Here is a 17,412-nt window from a genome sequence, read left to right as displayed (position 1 = left end):
TCCCATGCCTCGGTGGTCCAGCCGACAGACGCATGAAGGGCAGGTCGCACCATGCCGTCAAGTCTTCGCGCACGTCTGAGATCCACCCTGACAACCGTTCTCGCCGCCGCGGCACTGCTCGCGCCGGCCCTCCCCGCCCAGGCCCGACCGGCCACGGCCTTACCGGAGTTCGACCAGCAGGTCCTCTTCAAGGCCTCCCAGGACCCCGGCTACGCCTGTTTCCGCATCCCGGCGATCGTACGGACCACGGCCGGCACACTGCTCGCCTTCGCCGAGGGCCGCGTCCTCAACTGCGGTGACGCGGCCGACATCGACATCGTCCTCAAGCGCTCCACCGACGGCGGGCGCACCTGGGGACCGCTCCAGGTCGTCACCGAGGGCGCCGGCGACACGCACGGCAACCCGGCGCCCCTCGTGGACCGCGGGACCGGCCGGATCCTGCTGGCCGAGACGTACAACACCGGCCGTACGGACGCCGGGAACTGCACCGTCCCCTGCGACCGCACCCCGCATCTGCAGCACAGCGACGACGACGGCAGGACCTGGTCGAAGCCGCGCGACCTGAGCGATCAGATCCTGCCCGCGCACTGGAACTCCTGGTACGCCACCGGGCCCGTGCACGGCATCCAGCTCACCCGCGGCAAGCACGCCGGGCGGCTGGTGTTCGGCGTCAACACCGAGACGTGGGACGGCAGCCGGGTCACCGCGAACCACGCCGCGCTCATCGTCAGCGACGACGGCGGCGACCGCTGGCGGGTCGGCGCCACGGACTCCTGGCCCATAGCCCAGGACGGCACGTTCCGGCAGAAGCCGTCCGAGGTGACGCTCACCGAACGCACCGACGGCGCCGTCCTCGTCAGCGGCAGGGAACAGGACGGCACCGATCTGGGCCACCGTGCCCAGACCCTCAGCCGGGACGGCGGCGACAGCTTCGCCACGCCCTTCCGCGACCTCCCGGACCTCTACACCCCGCAGGTCCAGGGCGCGACCGTGCGCCTGGGCAATCGCCTCCTGCTGTCCGCTCCGGCCGACCCCGACCGCCGCCGCACGATGATGGTCCGCTCCTCCTACGACGGCGGCCGCACCTGGGACACCGTGGACCGGGGCACGGTCGTCACCACCGACTGGTCCGGCTACTCCGACATGGCTGCGGTCGACGGCACGACGGTGGGCCTGCTGTACGAAGGCGGCGCGGTCGACGCCCGCGACGAGATCCGCTTCGCCCGCTTCACCGAGGACTGGCTGAAACCGCGCCGGGGCCCCGACCCGACCACCCGTGACGCCGCGTCGGCCGCGACGCCCGCAGCCGTGCTCGGCGGTGCGGGCCGGACCACCGGCGTCCGCGGCGGTGCGCTGTCCTTCGACGGCACCGACGACGCCGTACGGCTGCCGTACCGGTCCCGGCTCCCGCTCGGCGAAGGCGACTTCACCGCGTCGTTGTTCTTCCGCTACACGGCCACGACCGGCGAACAGCCCTTCCTGTGGATGGGCGGCATCGGCAGCACCCAGCCGCAGATCTGGCTGCGCGGGGAGCCGGCGAGCGACCGGGTCCGGGGGCTCATCACCACCCGGTCGGGCGCCTCGACCGTCAGGTCGGCCTCGGTGTGGACCGACGGCGCTCACAACGACGGACGCTGGCACCATCTGGCGCTGCGCCGGGGTGGAGGCGAGCTGACGCTCTTCCTCGACGGCACACCGCTCACCACGGCGGACGTGCCGGGCTCGGTGAGCCGTAACTCCCCGTTCGGTGTGCACATCGGCCAGCGGATGGACAGCAGGGCGTTCCTCAGCGGGGCGATCGACGACGTCCGCGTCTGGAACCGGGCGCTGTCCGACCGGGAGTTGGCGTCCGGTGCTTCGGGAGCGGCCGCCGAGGGCACCGTCCTGTGGCTGCCCATGGACCAGGTGAGCGACAGCAACTAACGTCACGGAGCGTGCCCGACGACGCAGACGCAGCACGAGCACGACAGCGCACGGGAACCGGGATCGGCCTGCTGCTGGTCCTGGTTCTCGGTGCCGCGCTGCTCGTCGCCCTGCCGGAGGACGAGAGTCCGGACGACGACGGTGCCTGCCGGGCGCGGACGGTGGACTCCTGGCAGGCGGACGACGGCCTCACCGCCGAGTTCGCCCGCTACGGCGACGACGCGAGCCGCACCGACGACTGGACCGGCGGCGACGGCACGCACTCGCTGCGGCTGCCCGACGGCCGGGTGCTGTGGCTGTTCTCCGACACCTTCCTGGGCCGGGTGTACGGCCCGCCCAACCCGGCCGGCGAGTCCTACGCCTGGCGGGACACGGCCGCGCCGCTGGTGCGCAACTCGGCCGTGCTGATGCGCGAGGGCCGGCTGGAGAGCACCCTCCCCGCCCCGCTCTTCGCCGACCCGGCGCCGAACCAGTGGCGCTGGCCGGTCGCCGCCCGCGTCGAGCCCCGCTCCCCCGGCTCCTCCGAGCAGGTGGTCCGGGTGCTGCTGTGGGTGCGCACGGCCGGCCAGGCCCCGTGGATCTACGGCGTGCCCACCGCGACCGAGGTCGCCACCCTGTCGCTGCCCGATCTGCGCCTGGAGTCGATCGTCAAGGTGCTCGACCAGCAGTTGGTCCCCGACCCGTCCCGGCGTGTGCTGTTCGGCACGACGCTGGTCGAGGAGGACGGCTGGACGTACGTCTTCGGCGGCGACGACGGCCAGGCCGCCTCCCGCCCGGCCTCGCACGCCTACGTGGCGCGCGTACGGGAGGGCAGGCTCGGGGATCCGGCGGCCTGGCGGTACTGGAACGGCTCGGCGTGGGCGGCCGCCGCCCGCCCCCGGCCGGTGCTCGGGGACGGGCAGCGCAGGGGCGTCGGCAGCGCGTTCTCGGTCGTCCGGGACGGCGGCACGTACGTGCTGTTCACGATGGCCACGGGCACGAAGGGCCTGACCACCGTGGCCTCGTACTGGGCGTGCTCCCCGGCCGGGCCCTGGCACGGGCCGGCGAAGGAGTTCAGCCCGTCGCTGCCGCAGGGCCAGGTGGCCGCCTACAACCCGCAGGTCCATCCGGTGCTGAGCGGCGACGGACGGCTCGTCCTGAGCTACGACGTCAACTGGCTGGAGACGACCGGCGCGGCGGCCCAGCTCAGCCGGAACGTGTCCCTGTACCGACCGCGGTTCGTGGCTCTGCGGCTGGCTCCGGCGGAGTGACCTCCGCGCGCGGGTCGTGCGAGCGGCGCTTGGCGATCACCGCGCACACCATGAGCTGCATCTGGTGGAAGAGCATCAGCGGCAGCACGGCCAGCGAGGCGTGCGCGCCGAACAGGACGCTCGCCATGGGCAGTCCGGAGGCCAGGGACTTCTTCGAGCCGGCGAACTGCAGGGTGATCCGGTCCTCCCGGCTGAAGCCCAGCCCCTTGCCGCCGTACCAGGTCAGCAGCAGCATCACGGCGAGGATCACGGCCTCGACGACGAGCAGCCCACCCAGCCGGGCGGGGCTGACCTGGTGCCAGATGCCCTGCACCATGCCCTGGCTGAACGCGGTGTAGACGACGAGCAGGATCGAACCGCGGTCCACGAGGCCCAGGATCTTCTTGTGGCGGGTGACGAAGCCACCGATCCAGCGGCGCAGCAACTGTCCGGCGAGGAACGGCACGAGCAGTTGCAGCACGATCTTCAGCAGCGAGTCGGCGGAGAAGCCGCCGCCGCTGCCGCCGAGCAGCGAGGCCGCGAGCAGCGGGGTGGCGACGATGCCGATCAGGGAGGAGAAGGAGCCCGCGCAGATCGCGGCGGGCACGTTGCCGCGGGCCATCGAGGTGAAGGCGATCGACGACTGGACGGTCGACGGGACGAGCGTGAGGAAGAGCAGACCCTGGTAGAGCGGGTCCGTGAGGATCACCGGCACCAGCCCGCGGGCCGCGAGGCCGAGCAGCGGGAAGACGACGAAGGTGGCGGCCAGGACCGTGATGTGGAGCCGCCAGTGCCGCAGGCCGTCCAGCGCCTCACGGGTGGAGAGCCGGGCGCCGTAGAGGAAGAACAGGAAGGCGATCGCCGCCGTGGAGGCCCCGGACGCCACATCGGCGGCCGACCCGCGGGCCGGGAACAGTGCGGCCACTCCCACGGTCGCCAGCAGGAGAAGGATGTACGGGTCGATCGGCATCCGGCGCGGCCGGCGCAGGCGTTTCACGGTGCTCCACTTGCTCGGTACGTACAGGCGATACAGGGCCGGGGAGGCCCCCTCCCATCCTGCTCCTCGGCCCGGCGATCGGGAATCCCGTATACCGCTCTGACTGTCATCGCGCTCCGCGATAACCTCGCGATAACCTGGGGGCCATGTACGACCCCTCCCATCTGCGCACCTTCCTGTCGGTGGCGCAGACGCTGAGCTTCACGCAGGCCGCGCGGCGACTCGGGCTGCGGCAGTCGACGGTCAGCCAGCACGTGCGGCGGCTGGAGGACGCCACGGGGCGGACGCTGTTCACCCGGGACACGCACTCGGTGGAGCTGACCGAGGACGGCGAGGCCATGCTCGGCTTCGCGCGCCGGATCCTGGAGGTGCACGAGCAGGCGACGGCGTTCTTCACGGGCACCCGGCTGCGGGGCCGGCTGCGCTTCGGCGCCTCCGAGGACTTCGTGCTGACCCGGCTGCCCGAGATCCTCGAGGGCTTCCGGCACGACCACCCGGAGGTCGACCTGGAGCTCACGGTCGAGCTGTCGGGCACGCTGCACGAACACCTGGCGGCCGGGAAGCTGGACCTCGTGCTGGCCAAGCGGCGCCCCGAGGACCCGCGCGGCGAGCTGGTCCGGCACGACAGGCTGGTGTGGATCGGCGCGGAACGCCTCCGGCTCGACCCGGACCGCCCGGTGCCGCTGATCGTCTACCCGCCGCCGGGCATCACCCGCGCGCTCGCCCTGGAGGCGCTGGAGCGGCAGGGCCGCGACTGGCGTGTGGTGTGCACGAGCGGCAGCCTCAACGGCCTCGTCGCGGCGGCCCGCGCGGGCCTCGGCGTGATGGCCCACTCCCGTGGCCTCATCCCGCCGGGCCTGGTCCGGGTACCGGACCGGGCGGGTCTGCCGGAACTGGGGCAGGTCGATTTCGTGGTGGTCCACGGCCGGCGCCGCCCCTCCGCACCGGGCGCGGCGGACGCCCTGGCGGCGGCGATCCTGGCGAGCGGGGACCGGCTGCACCGCAGCTCACGCAAGGACCTGTGACAACCGGAGTGACGGAATCCGCCGCTGCCGCGCTGACAGAAGAGACCCCTCTCAGGTCGCTCCGCACCGCGCCTGGAGTCGTACAGATTCGGTGGAGATTGCGCCACCGAAACTTACTCAACCGTCAGTAATCTGTCCGACCCTTCCCCATGTGAGCGCTTTTTCCCTTGCTGACCAGCGCCGATGAGAGCGCTGCTCACCTTCGACCCCCCTCCCGCACCCTGGCCCGGTGGGGTAGCTTTCACGGCGCTGTGCGGAGCGTCACTCAACAGAAGCGCTGAGGAGCGGGGAGCGGGGTTTGCGCGAGTTCACCAACCCTCCGTTGGCGTTGGCACCTCCGGTGGGCGGTCTGGCCGACGTGGTCTTCGAGCATGCCCAGGATGACCCGCTGTACATCGCCCTGGGCCGCAAGGACGACGCGGGGCAGTGGCGGGATGTCACCGCCGCCGAGTTCCGTGACGAGGTGCTCGCCCTGGCCAAGGGCCTGCTGGCGAGCGGCATCCGGTTCGGCGACCGGGTCGCGATCATGTCCCGTACGCGCTACGAGTGGACGCTGTTCGACTACGCGCTGTGGGCGATCGGCGCCCAGGTCGTGCCGATCTACCCGACGTCCTCGGCCGAGCAGTGTTTCTGGATGCTGTACGACGCCGAGGTGACGGCCGCGATCGTGGAGCACGAGGACCACGCGATGACGATCGCCACCGTCATCGACCGGCTGCCGCAGCTACGCCGCCTGTGGCAGCTCGACTCCGGCGCCGTGCACGAGCTGTACGACGCCGGCGCGCACCTCGACGACGAGGTGGTGCACCGCCACCGCCAGGCCGTCACGCCCGACTCGGTCGCCACGATCATCTACACCTCGGGCACGACCGGACGCCCCAAGGGCTGTGTCATCACGCACGGCAACTTCGCGTACGAGGCGGACACCGTCATCGAGCGCTGGGAGCCGGTGTTCCACTCCAAGCGGGGCGACGAGGCCGCCACCCTGCTGTTCCTGCCGCTCGCGCACGTCTTCGGGCGGATGGTCCAGGTCGCGGCGATCCGCGGAGGGGTGAAATTCGGCCATCAGCCCCAGCTCAACGCGGCGGCCCTGCTGCCCGATCTGGCCGCGTTCAAGCCGACGTTCTTCCTGGCCGTGCCGTACATCTTCGAGAAGGTGTTCAACGCGGCCCGCCGCAAGGCCGAGAAGGAGGGCCGCTCCGGCCCGTTCGAGAAGGCCACGGACATCGCCATCAAGTACGCGGACGCCGTCGAGGCCAAGGCCTGGGGCATGGGACCCGGCCCCTCGGCGGGGCTGCGCATGCAGCACCAGCTCTTCGACAAGCTCGTCTACTCCAAGATCCGCGCCGCGATGGGCGGCCGGATCCGGCACGCCATGTCGGGCGGCTCGGCGATGGACCGACGGCTCGGTCTGTTCTGGGCCGGGGCGGGCGTGCACATCTACGAGGGCTACGGCCTGACCGAGTCCACGGCCGCCGCGACCGCCAACCCGCCCGGACGCACCCGGTTCGGCACGGTCGGCCAGCCCATCCCGGGCATGACCGTGCATCTCGCGGACGACGGCGAGATCTGGCTGCACGGCCAGAACGTCTTCCAGGGCTACCTCAACAATCCCAAGGCCACGGACGAGACCCTGCACGACGGCTGGCTGGCCACCGGCGACCTCGGCTCGCTCGACGAGGACGGCTACCTCACCATCACCGGCCGCAAGAAGGAGATCCTGGTCACATCGGGCGGCAAGAGCGTTTCGCCCGGTGTGCTGGAGGAACGCGTCCGGGACCATCCGCTGGTCAACCAGTGCATCGTCGTCGGCAACGACCGCCCGTACATCGCCGCCCTCGTGACCCTCGACCAGGAGGCCGTGGAGCACTGGCTGACGATGCGGAACAAGCCGCAGCTCTCCGCGGCGGAGCTGGTGCGGGACGCGGACCTGGAGACGGAGGTGCGGCGCGCGGTGGTCGCGGCCAACACCCTGGTCTCGCAGGCCGAGTCGATCCGCACCTTCCGCATCCTGGCCCAGCCGTTCACCGAGGAGCACGGGCTGCTGACCCCGTCCCTGAAACTGAAGCGCAAGGCGATCGAAAAGGCGTACGAGAACGAGGTCGAGGCCCTCTACCGGGCATGAACTGCCTGTTAACGGATGGTGTGCCGCCCGTCTGAATTCTCCCGTCAGGAATGCATCACGGCTCGTGATCGTTGACGATGGGAGTACACCCGACCACATACCTAAGGATTCGAGAGCTCGTGAGCAAGGTCCCCCAGATCACCCTGAACAACGGCATCGAGATGCCCCAGCTCGGGTTCGGCGTCTGGCAGGTGCCGGACGACGAGGCCGAGTCGGCCGTCGCGACGGCGCTGGAGGCCGGGTACCGCAGCATCGACACAGCGGCGATCTACGGCAACGAGGAGGGCACCGGCAAGGCCATCGCCGCCGCCGGTCTCCCCCGCGAGGAGCTCTTCGTCACCACCAAGCTCTGGAACGCCGACCAGGGGTACGACTCCACCCTGCGCGCCTTCGACACGTCGCTGGAGAAGCTCGGCCTGGACTACGTCGACCTGTACCTGATCCACTGGCCGCTGCCGGCCAAGGACACGTACATCGACACGTACAAGGCGTTCGAGAAGCTGCACGCCGACGGCCGGATCCGGGCCATCGGTGTCTCCAACTTCCTGCCCGAGCACCTGGAGCGGCTGATCGGCGAGACGTCGGTCGTCCCGGCGGTGAACCAGATCGAGCTGCACCCGCACCTGCAGCAGAGCGCCGCCCGTGAGTACCACGCGGCGCAGGGCATCGCCACGGAGGCCTGGTCGCCCCTCGGCCAGGGCAAGGGCCTGCTGGAGGTCCCGGCGGTCGTGGCCATCGCCCAGAAGCACAACCGCACGCCGGCCCAGGTCGTGCTCCGCTGGCACATCCAGCTCGGCAACGTGGTGATCCCGAAGTCCGTGACGCCGTCGCGGATCAAGGAGAACATCGAGGTCTTCGACTTCGAGCTGGACACCGAGGACCTGGCGGCCATCAGCGCCCTCAACGAGGACCGTCGCATCGGCCCGGACCCGGCGACGTTCGACGGAGCCTGAGCCCTCCCTCTCGGCCCTACGACTGCCCGCAGCCTGTCACTCGGCTGCGGGCAGTCGTGCTGTCCGGGGCGGTGGAGGTCCGGCGATGGGGATCCGGAGATGGGGGTCCGGCGATGGGGGGCCCTGCTCAGACCGCCCGAACCGCCGTGTGCACCGTGTGCGCCTCCAGCACGAACACATCCGCCCGCCGGTACAGACCCGCCTCGTCGTCGGGATCGAGAAGCCGGTCGAGGGTGGCGAGATCGTCCGCGTCGAAGCCGTCCGGAATCCGCTCCCGCAGATGTGACAGGGACCCGACGACATACTCACGGGCCCGGTCCGAGACGGGTGCGGGCAGGTCCAGCAGGAAGGTGTGCGTCCTGCCCGGCTTCAGCCCCGCCGACGCCAGCAGGGCCGGCCAGTCCTCCGTCTCCGCGACATAACCCGGCAGCTCCGTCCGCATCCGCGTGAACCACTCCGCCTCCAGCGCGTCGAGGCGCGCCTGGAGCCCGGGCCGGCCGATACCGATGTCACGCGGCAGATACCGTGCGGGCAGGCCGCCCTCCATGAGGGCCAGCGTGCCGCCGGGCGCCAGCCGGGCCGCGAACGCGGCGAGCGCGGCCCGCTGGTCACCGAGGTGGTGCAGGCTGCGGCTCGCCCAGAGCAGGTCGGCCGGGTAGTCCAACTGGTCGAGCACATCGGGGAGTTCACCGGCGATCGTGCCGAAGCGGTCGGCGACGCCCAGCAGCTCGGCCCGTGCTCGCGCGCGTTCCAGCAGCGGCTCGGAGCCGTCCACCGCGACGATCCGCGCGCCCGGGAACGTCTCGGCGAACAGACACGACACGACGCCCGGCCCGCTGCCCGCGTCGACGATCAAGCCCGGCTCGGTCACCTCGTGCGCCAGCCAGCCCATGGCCCGCTCGTACAGGGAAGCGAACAGCTCTGCCTGGGACTCCAGCCTCGGAGCCATCGCGGCCCAGTCGAGGTGCGTGTGGTCGTGACGGCCGTGATCGTGACTGCCGTGATCGTGACTGCCGTGATCGTGGTCGTGGTCGTGGTCGTGGTCGTGCGCCATGGTGGTCAGCCTCTCCCTCGGATGCCGCCAGACTGCGCCGACGCACCGGGAGAAGGCCACCGCTGTTGCCGCTCCCGCAAAAATGATCCGCCGGGGCCGAAGCCCCGGCGGACCCGTGGGGACGGGGTGTCAGCCGCTCAGGACAGCGGCGGGTACGCGTTCTGCATCAGCTGCCGGAACTGGGCGGAGAACCACTGCCCGGACAGCGGCGCGTCCGGCAGGGCACCGGACATGTGGTTGTTGTTGCGCGGGTTGCCTTCGTAGGTCGGGTCGCACATGCGGTCGAAGCCCTTGCCCTCGTCGTTCGGGATCGCCTTGCTCGACCCGTCGGACTCGCCCGGGGGCTTCATCCACACGTACGCGTCGATCCCGGCGGCCGGAGCAGCCTTCGGGCGCTCGCCGAGGCCGGCTCCGGACTGGTTGCACCAGTTGCCGGGGTGGATGCGGCGGTCGTAACGGCCGCCGTCGACATAAGTGTCGACGGAGGTCTGCGCACCGGGGCCGGTGGGCCGGGCGGCGCCGCCCCAGCCGTTGCGGGAGGTGTCGATCAGCATGCCGATGCCGGAGTTGAAGCCGGCCGAGACCAGCTGGTTGCGGAAGCCCTGGGCGAAGGACAGCTCGTCGACGTAGCGGTTCCAGTCGACCCACTTCGACTCGCGGACGGACTTGCCGGCCACGTTGTCGTTGATGGTGAAGTTGTTCTCCTTCAGGGCGCTGTAGTTCGCGGTGTTGGTGATGAAGCCGTGGACGTCGTTGACCGTCGCGCCCTCGGCGGTGGCCGCCTCCTTGAACAGGGTCGCGGAGGGGCCGAAGTTGTCGTCCCAGCCGATCCAGCCGTGGTGGCCGGCGTCGACGTAGTTGTAGACGTTCGGCACGTCGCCGAGCTTGTTCAGCGCGTAACCGACACCCTTGACGTAGTTGCCGTTGGCCTTCATCACGTCGCACTGCGGGACGGCCGTGGGGCGACTGCCGGTGTTGGTGACGAGGTTCGGCAGCGAGTCGATCTCGACCGTGGTGACGATCCGCAGCGAGGAGTACTTCGAGTCGGCGAGGATCGCCTTGATCGGGTCGATGTACTCCGTCTTGTAGCGGCCGATCTCGTCGGGCTTCAGCTCGCCGTTGGAGGCGAGGGCGGAGCAGTCACGGCCGGGCAGGTTGTAGATGACGAGCTGGACGACCAGCTCGCCGGAGCCCTTCTGGCGGAGCGCCTCGTCGAGGTGGGCGCGCAGGCCCATCTTGCCCCCCGCACCGTTGATCGCGGCGGTCCGGTCCAGCCAGACGCCGGTCGGCTGGCTGGAGACGCGGCTGCCGCCCGGCTCGGCGGCGGCCTTGGCCGACCACTCCGGGTTCACGTACACCTTGGCGCCGGCATAAGGGTTGTCGACCCGGTTGGACGGGCCGCCGGGGCCCGGCGGGTCGGTCGGCCCAGGGTTGCCGCCGTCGTCGACGTTGCAGGTGACGCCGTCGAGGGTGAACGTGGCCGGGATCGCGTTGCTGCCGCTGTAGCTGCCCTGGAAGCCGAAGCTGACCGAAGCGCCGGTCGAGAGCTGCGCGTTGTAGCTCTCGTTGGCCGCGGTGACGGCGGCGCCGCTCTGGCTCAGCTTGGCGTTCCAGCCGCTGGTGACCTGCTGGTTGCCGGCGTAGGACCACTTCAGCGACCACGACGACTTGGCGGCGCTGTTGTTGGTGACGGTCACGGCGGCGGTGAAGCCGGTGCTCCACTGGTTCTGGATCTTGTAGTCGACGGTGCAGGGGACGGCGGCGATGCCGGCGCTGCCCGGATCGACGGCGAACGCCGTGCCGGTCGCGCCGGCGACCAGGGCCATGGCGGCCAGTAACGCAGTTCTCGTACGGCTCATGAGTGCGGGTTTCCCTTTCGCTGGTGAGGGTGTCAGCCGTTCAGGGCGCGCTCCGACAAGGACATGAGGAACTGAGGAACCCGGCATGGCACTCGCGCAGACGGGGACGACCGCGCTGAGGGCGGCTCAAAGTACTGAACGCGAGAGGTGTCGCATGAGCGACTCCTTGCAGGCCGGGCACGCCGTGACGGACGCGCCGACTGATGGAATCGCTCCCACTGGTGTCAAGGAAGGTAGCGCCAAGTGTCTGCAAAGAACAGGGGAGTCGCTGACTTTCGCTCAACATGCGGCGTCGAATCTTTTCGACTCTTCAAGGCCCTTGACCGATACCACACCCGTCCTCACGATGGGAGCGCTCCCACTGGTTCAAGCCTTGACTTCTCCGAGCCGCAAGGAGGAACCAGCACCATGCATCCCCCACCCCGGAGACGAGGAGCGGTGCGGCGCGTGTGGATCGCCGCCGTCGCAGCTCTCGCGCTTCCGTTGACGATGCTCTCCTCAGGGTCGACTCCCGCTCAGGCGGCCGCACTTCAGTGCAGTGTCGATTACAAGACGAACGACTGGGGCTCCGGCTTCACCGCGGATCTGACCCTCACCAACCGCGGCACGGACGCCATCGACGGATGGACGCTGACCTACGCCTACTCCGGCAACCAGAAGCTGGGGAACGGCTGGAACGGCACCTGGTCGCAGTCCGGCCAGAACATCACCGTCAAGAACGCCCCCCACAACGCGCGGGTCGCCGCGGGCGCCGCCGTCTCCACCGGCGCCCAGTTCACCTACAGCGGCGGCAACGCCGCGCCGACGTCCTTCTCGGTCAACGGCACTGCCTGCACCGGCGCGCACCAGCCGCCGATCGCCGTGCTGACCAGCCCTTCCGCCGGCGCCGTCTACAGCCAGGGGCAGGCGGTCCCGCTGGCGGCCACGGCGGCGGCCGCGGACAACGCCACGATCAGCAAGGTGGAGTTCTACGACGACACCAGGCTGCTGGGGACCGACACGAGTGCGCCTTACGCGCTCTCGGTCTCCGACTTGACCGTGGGCAGTCATTCCCTGGTCGCGAAGGCCTACGACAGCATGGGCGCCTCCGCCGACTCAACCCCGGTCGGCATCACGGTCGCCTCCGGTCCCACCGTCGTCGCCTCGCCGCTCCAACTGGGCGTCCAGTCGGGCAAGTCGGGCACCTACGAGGTGAAGCTGTCCAAGCAGCCGGCGTCCAACGTGACGGTGACATCGGCCCGCGCGAGCGGCAACTCGGGCCTGTCGGTCACGTCCGGCGCCTCGCTCACCTTCACACCGCAGAACTGGAACACCGCGCAGAAGGTGACCGTCACGGCGGCGGGCTCCGGCACCGGCTCGGCGGTCTTCGAGTCGACGGCGACGGGCCATGCCAAGGCCTCGGTCACCGTGACCCAGCTCGCGGCGGCGAAGACCTACGACGCCCGCTTCCTGGAGCTCTACGGGAAGATCACCAACCCCGCGAACGGCTACTTCTCCCCCGAGGGCATCCCCTACCACTCGGTCGAGACGCTGATCGTCGAGGCGCCGGACCACGGCCACGAGACCACCTCGGAGGCGTACAGCTACCTCCTGTGGCTCCAGGCCATGTACGGCAAGGTGACCGGCGACTGGGCCAAGTTCAATGGCGCGTGGGACCTCATGGAGAAGTACATGATCCCCACCCGCGCCGACCAGCCGACCAACTCCTTCTACAACGCGTCCAAGCCGGCGACCTACGCCCCCGAGCTGGACACCCCGAACGAGTACCCGGCCAAGCTCGACACCGGTGTCTCGGTCGGGTCCGACCCCATCGCCGGTGAGCTGAAGAGCGCGTACGGCACGGACGACGTCTACGGCATGCACTGGCTGCAGGACGTCGACAACGTCTACGGCTACGGCAACTCGCCCGGCAAGTGCGAGGCGGGCCCGTCGGACACCGGCCCGTCGTACATCAACACCTTCCAGCGCGGCTCGCAGGAGTCGGTGTGGGAGACGGTCCCGCAGCCGACCTGTGACGCCTTCAAGTACGGCGGCAAGAACGGCTATCTCGACCTGTTCACCGGTGACGCCTCCTACGCCAAGCAGTGGAAGTTCACCAACGCACCGGACGCCGACGCGCGGGCCGTGCAGGCCGCCTACTGGGCCGACCTGTGGGCGAAGGAGCAGGGCAAGGGCTCCGCCGTCTCCGCGACGGTGGGCAAGGCCGCCAAGATGGGCGACTACCTGCGCTACTCCATGTTCGACAAGTACTTCAAGAAGGTCGGCAACTGCGTCGGACCGTCGGCCTGCCCGGCGGGCACCGGCAAGGACGCCTCGTTCTACCTGATGTCCTGGTACTACGCCTGGGGCGGCGCCACCGACACGAATGCCGGCTGGGCCTGGCGCATCGGCTCCAGCCACGCCCACGGCGGCTACCAGAACCCGCTGGCCGCGTACGCGCTCAGCAGCTACGCCCCGCTGAAGCCGAAGTCGGCGACGGGCGCGGCGGACTGGGCCAAGTCCCTCGACCGGCAGCTCGAGTTCTACCGCTGGCTGCAGTCGAGCGAGGGTGCCATCGCCGGCGGCGCGACCAACAGCTGGGCGGGCCGGTACGCGACCCCGCCCGCCGGGAAGTCGACGTTCTACGGCATGTACTACGACGAGAAGCCCGTGTATCACGACCCGCCGTCCAACCAGTGGTTCGGCTTCCAGGCGTGGTCCATGGAGCGGGTCGCCGAGCTGTACCAGCAGACGGGGAACGCGCAGGCCAAGACGGTCCTCGACAAGTGGGTCGACTGGGCGCTGTCCAAGACCACGTTCAACCCGGACGGCACGTTCCGGATTCCGTCGACGCTGCAGTGGTCGGGCCAGCCCGACACCTGGAACGCCTCCAGCCCGGGTTCCAACAGCGGACTGCGGGTCACCGTCGCCGACTACACGAACGATGTCGGTGTGGCGGCCTCGTACGCCAAGACCCTGACGTACTACGCCGACCGCTCCGGTGACACGGAGGCCGCCGCGGCGGCGAAGAAGCTGCTGGACGGGATGTGGGACAACCACCAGGACGCGCTCGGGATCGCCGTTCCGGAGAACCGGGCCGACTACAACCGGTTCGACGATTCGGTGTACATCCCCACTGGCTGGACGGGCACGATGCCGAACGGTGACGCGATCAACTCGTCGTCGACGTTCGACTCGATCCGGTCCTTCTACGAGGACGATCCCGCCTGGTCGAAGATCGAGAGTTATCTGGCGGGCGGTGCGGTTCCGTCCTTCACGTATCACCGGTTCTGGGCTCAGGCGGATATCGCCTTGGCCATGGGCTCGTACGCGGAGCTTCTCGAATAGTCCCCGCCGGGCGCTCCGCGGGTGGGGCGGGTACTTCGGCTGCGGGCCCGGCTGTGGCTGGTCGCGCGCACGCGGCGGAGCCGCATATCGATGCAGCCCCGCGCCCCCAAGACACAAACAGGTGCGTCCGAAGCTCTGCGTGCTTGGCCCCGCACCTGACGCGGGGCCACCACGGCCGGGCGGTCCCCACCCGCACTGGGGGCCGCCCGGTCATCGCACGTTCCCCCTCACGGAAGGAACCCCACCGTGCGAAGAACCCGTATCCTCACCGCCGTACTCGCGCTGGCCGCCGGGCTGCTGTCGGGCGCCCCCACCGCTCTGGCCGCCGATCCCCCGTCGGCGAAGCTCGCCGCGGACACGTACGCCTGGAAGAACGCCCGGATCGACGGGGGCGGCTTCGTCCCCGGGATCGTCTTCAACCGCAGCGAGAAGAACCTCGCCTACGCCCGTACCGACATCGGCGGCGCGTACCGCTGGCAGGAGTCGTCGAAGACCTGGACGCCGCTGCTGGACTCGGTCGGGTGGGACGACTGGGGGCACACGGGTGTGGTCAGCATCGCGTCCGACTCCGTCGATCCGAACCGGGTGTACGCGGCGGTCGGGACGTACACCAACGGCTGGGACCCGAAGAACGGCGCGGTCATGCGGTCTTCCGACCGGGGCGCGAGCTGGCAGAAGGCGAATCTGCCGTTCAAGCTGGGCGGCAACATGCCGGGGCGTGGCATGGGCGAGCGGCTGGCGATCGACCCGAACCGGAACAGCGTGCTGTACCTGGGCGCGCCCAGCGGCAAGGGGCTGTGGCGGTCGACGGACTCGGGCGTGACGTGGTCGCAGGTGTCGAACTTCCCGAACGTCGGAAACTACGTGCAGGATCCGAGCGACACGTCCGGCTACGCGTCCGACAACCAGGGCATCGTCTGGGTCACCTTCGACGAGTCCACGGGCACGTCGGGCAACGCCACGAAGACGCTCTACGTCGGGGTCGCCGACGCGGAGAACGCGGTGTACCGCTCGACGGACGCGGGCGCGACCTGGCAGCGGCTGGCCGGACAGCCGACGGGCCAGCTCGCCCACAAGGGCGTCCTGGACGCGAAGAACGGCCACCTCTACGTCGCCTACAGCGACAAGGGCGGCCCGTACGACGGCGGCAAGGGCCGGCTGTGGCGGTACGCGACCGGGACCGGGACCTGGACGAACATCAGCCCGGTGGCGGAGGCCGACACGTTCTACGGCTTCAGCGGGCTCACGGTGGACAGGCAGAAGCCGGGCACGGTCATGGCCACGGCGTACAGCGCCTGGTGGCCGGACACGCAGATCTTCCGCTCCACGGACAGCGGGGCGACCTGGACCAAGGCGTGGGACTACACGTCGTACCCCAACCGCGAGAACCGCTACACGATGGACGTCTCGTCCTCGCCGTGGCTGACGTGGGGCGCGAACCCGGCGCCTCCCGAACAGACCCCGAAGCTGGGCTGGATGACGGAGTCGATGGAGATCGACCCGTTCGACTCCGCTCGCATGATGTACGGGACGGGCGCGACGATCTACGGCACCGAGAACCTCACGAACTGGGACAGCGGCGGGAAGTTCACCGTCAAGCCGATGGTGCGGGGCCTGGAGGAGACGGCGGTCAACGACCTGGCCTCTCCCCCGTCCGGTGCCCCGCTGCTCAGCGCGCTCGGCGATGTCGGCGGCTTCCGCCACACGGACCTGACCAAGGTGCCGTCGATGATGTTCACGCAGCCGAACTTCACGACGACCACGAGCCTGGACTTCGCGGAGTCGAGCCCGAACACGGTCGTCCGGGTCGGCAACCTCGACTCGGGCCCGCACATCGCGTTCTCGACGGACAACGGCGCCAACTGGTTCGCGGGCACCGACCCTTCGGGGGTGAGCGGCGGCGGCACGATCGCGGCGGCGGCCGACGGGAGCCGGTTCGTGTGGAGCCCGCAGGGCGCCGGCGTGCACTACGCGACGGGCTTCGGCACGTCCTGGCAGGCCTCCGGCGGAATCCCCTCCGGGGCGGTCGTCGAGTCGGACCGGGTCGATCCGAAGACCTTCTACGGCTTCAAGTCCGGGAAGTTCTACGTCAGTACGGACGGCGGGGCGACGTTCAAGGAGTCCCCGGCCGGCGGACTGCCGAGCGGCGACAGCGTCCGCTTCAAGGCCCTGCCCGGCGGGAAGGGCGATGTGTGGCTGGCGGGCGGCGCGAGCGACGGGGTGTACGGACTGTGGCACTCCACGGACGGCGGGGCGAGCTTCACGAAGCTCTCGAACGTCGCGCAGGCCGACACGATCGGCTTCGGCAAGGCGGCGCCCGGCGCGTCCTACCAGACCCTCTACACGAGCGCGAAGATCGGCGGCGTACGCGGCATCTTCCGCTCCACGGACAAGGGCGCGAGCTGGACACGCATCAACGACGATGCCCACCAGTGGGGTTGGACCGGCGGGGCCATCACCGGCGACCCGAGGATCTACGGCCGTGTCTACGTCTCGACGAACGGCCGGGGCGTCATCTACGGCGACAGCTCCGACGGCGGCACGACGGACCCGGGGCCGGGCCCCGACCCGACCCCGACGGGCGCCTGCAAGGTGACGTACAAGGTCACCAACCAGTGGTCGGGCGGCTTCCAGGCGGACGTCCAGCTCACCAACACCGGTACCGGCACATGGAACGGCTGGTCGCTGAGCTGGCCCTTCCCCGACGGGCAGAAGCTGACCCAGGCCTGGAACGCCGAGGCCGCGCAGTCGGGTTCGACGGTGACGGCGAAGAACGTCGGCTGGAACGCGAACGTGACCGCGGGCTCGTCGGTGAGCTTCGGCTTCACCGCGAACTGGTCGGGGACGAACTCGAAACCGACCACGTTCAAGCTGGCTGACCAGACCTGCACGGTCGCCTGACGGCCCTGCCGTCCCGACC

The 17,412-nt window shown here is 70.1% G+C and carries 10 protein-coding genes; 7 read left to right on the top strand and 3 right to left on the bottom strand.

Translation table 11 applies throughout. From position 1 onward, the window contains the following. The first annotated feature begins 51 nt into the window (after nucleotides 1-51). Together ACFTZL_RS05140 and ACFTZL_RS05135 are read left to right on the top strand one after the other, a co-directional pair. Nucleotides 52-1,923 (top strand): exo-alpha-sialidase, encoded by a 1,872-nt coding sequence (locus ACFTZL_RS05140; RefSeq protein ID WP_382578434.1) that lies wholly within the window; start codon nucleotides 52-54, stop codon nucleotides 1,921-1,923. Between the two features lie 11 nt (nucleotides 1,924-1,934). Next, nucleotides 1,935-3,173, top strand: coding sequence for a DUF4185 domain-containing protein (locus ACFTZL_RS05135; RefSeq protein WP_382578432.1), 1,239 nt, complete (start codon nucleotides 1,935-1,937; stop codon nucleotides 3,171-3,173). On the opposite strand, the gene ACFTZL_RS05130 is transcribed toward ACFTZL_RS05135, so the two are convergent. Next, a complete protein-coding gene (locus ACFTZL_RS05130; RefSeq protein WP_382578474.1) occupies nucleotides 3,109-4,122 on the bottom strand; it encodes a bile acid:sodium symporter family protein in 1,014 nt (337 codons plus the stop codon). The two genes, ACFTZL_RS05135 and ACFTZL_RS05130, sit on opposite strands and share 65 nt — an antisense overlap. A 173-nt stretch (nucleotides 4,123-4,295) precedes the next feature. On the opposite strand from ACFTZL_RS05130, the gene ACFTZL_RS05125 reads away from it, so the two are divergent. From ACFTZL_RS05125 to ACFTZL_RS05115, 3 genes are all read left to right on the top strand, one after another. Then, on the top strand, nucleotides 4,296-5,174 hold the full coding sequence (locus tag ACFTZL_RS05125) for a LysR substrate-binding domain-containing protein (RefSeq protein ID WP_382578430.1): 879 nt from the start codon (nucleotides 4,296-4,298) through the stop codon (nucleotides 5,172-5,174). Nucleotides 5,175-5,472: 298 nt separating this feature from the next. Beyond that, complete coding sequence (locus ACFTZL_RS05120; protein WP_382578427.1) at nucleotides 5,473-7,299, top strand: AMP-dependent synthetase/ligase; 1,827 nt, start codon at nucleotides 5,473-5,475, stop codon at nucleotides 7,297-7,299. A 161-nt stretch (nucleotides 7,300-7,460) separates the two neighbouring features. Next, entirely contained in the window at nucleotides 7,461-8,252 is a 792-nt protein-coding gene (locus tag ACFTZL_RS05115) for an aldo/keto reductase (RefSeq protein WP_382578471.1), read from the top strand. A 127-nt stretch (nucleotides 8,253-8,379) separates the two neighbouring features. Here ACFTZL_RS05115 and ACFTZL_RS05110 read toward each other — a convergent pair whose 3' ends face one another. Beyond that, nucleotides 8,380-9,306 (bottom strand): class I SAM-dependent methyltransferase, encoded by a 927-nt coding sequence (locus ACFTZL_RS05110; RefSeq protein WP_382578426.1) that lies wholly within the window; start codon nucleotides 9,304-9,306, stop codon nucleotides 8,380-8,382. 137 nt (nucleotides 9,307-9,443) lie between these two features. Further along, on the bottom strand, nucleotides 9,444-11,165 hold the full coding sequence (locus ACFTZL_RS05105) for a glycoside hydrolase family 6 protein (protein ID WP_382578423.1): 1,722 nt from the start codon (nucleotides 11,163-11,165) through the stop codon (nucleotides 9,444-9,446). 408 nt (nucleotides 11,166-11,573) lie between these two features. Here ACFTZL_RS05105 and ACFTZL_RS05100 point away from each other — a divergent pair, with 408 nt between their 5' ends. Both ACFTZL_RS05100 and ACFTZL_RS05095 read left to right on the top strand, forming a co-directional pair. Continuing rightward, on the top strand, nucleotides 11,574-14,492 hold the full coding sequence (locus ACFTZL_RS05100) for a glycoside hydrolase family 48 protein (protein WP_382578420.1): 2,919 nt from the start codon (nucleotides 11,574-11,576) through the stop codon (nucleotides 14,490-14,492). Nucleotides 14,493-14,738: 246 nt separating this feature from the next. Beyond that, nucleotides 14,739-17,393 (top strand): cellulose binding domain-containing protein, encoded by a 2,655-nt coding sequence (locus tag ACFTZL_RS05095; protein WP_382578417.1) that lies wholly within the window; start codon nucleotides 14,739-14,741, stop codon nucleotides 17,391-17,393. Nucleotides 17,394-17,412 lie beyond the last annotated feature (19 nt).

Origin of the sequence: Streptomyces sp. NPDC056948 (genome assembly GCF_042674225.1) — a bacterium.
GTDB classification, from domain to species: domain Bacteria; phylum Actinomycetota; class Actinomycetes; order Streptomycetales; family Streptomycetaceae; genus Streptomyces; species Streptomyces purpurascens.
The sequence above is the reverse complement of the archived record's forward strand: the minus strand, read 5'-3'. Positions and strand labels throughout refer to the sequence as shown.

Coding starts and splice junctions, on each gene's coding strand:
- ACFTZL_RS05140 (WP_382578434.1), top strand. CDS start 52: ATGCCGTCAAGTCTTCGCGCACGTCTGAGATCCACCCTGACAACCGTT.
- ACFTZL_RS05130 (WP_382578474.1), bottom strand. CDS start 4,122: ATGCCGATCGACCCGTACATCCTTCTCCTGCTGGCGACCGTGGGAGTG.
- ACFTZL_RS05125 (WP_382578430.1), top strand. CDS start 4,296: ATGTACGACCCCTCCCATCTGCGCACCTTCCTGTCGGTGGCGCAGACG.
- ACFTZL_RS05115 (WP_382578471.1), top strand. CDS start 7,461: ATGCCCCAGCTCGGGTTCGGCGTCTGGCAGGTGCCGGACGACGAGGCC.
- ACFTZL_RS05110 (WP_382578426.1), bottom strand. CDS start 9,306: ATGGCGCACGACCACGACCACGACCACGACCACGATCACGGCAGTCAC.
- ACFTZL_RS05105 (WP_382578423.1), bottom strand. CDS start 11,165: ATGAGCCGTACGAGAACTGCGTTACTGGCCGCCATGGCCCTGGTCGCC.
- ACFTZL_RS05100 (WP_382578420.1), top strand. CDS start 11,574: ATGCATCCCCCACCCCGGAGACGAGGAGCGGTGCGGCGCGTGTGGATC.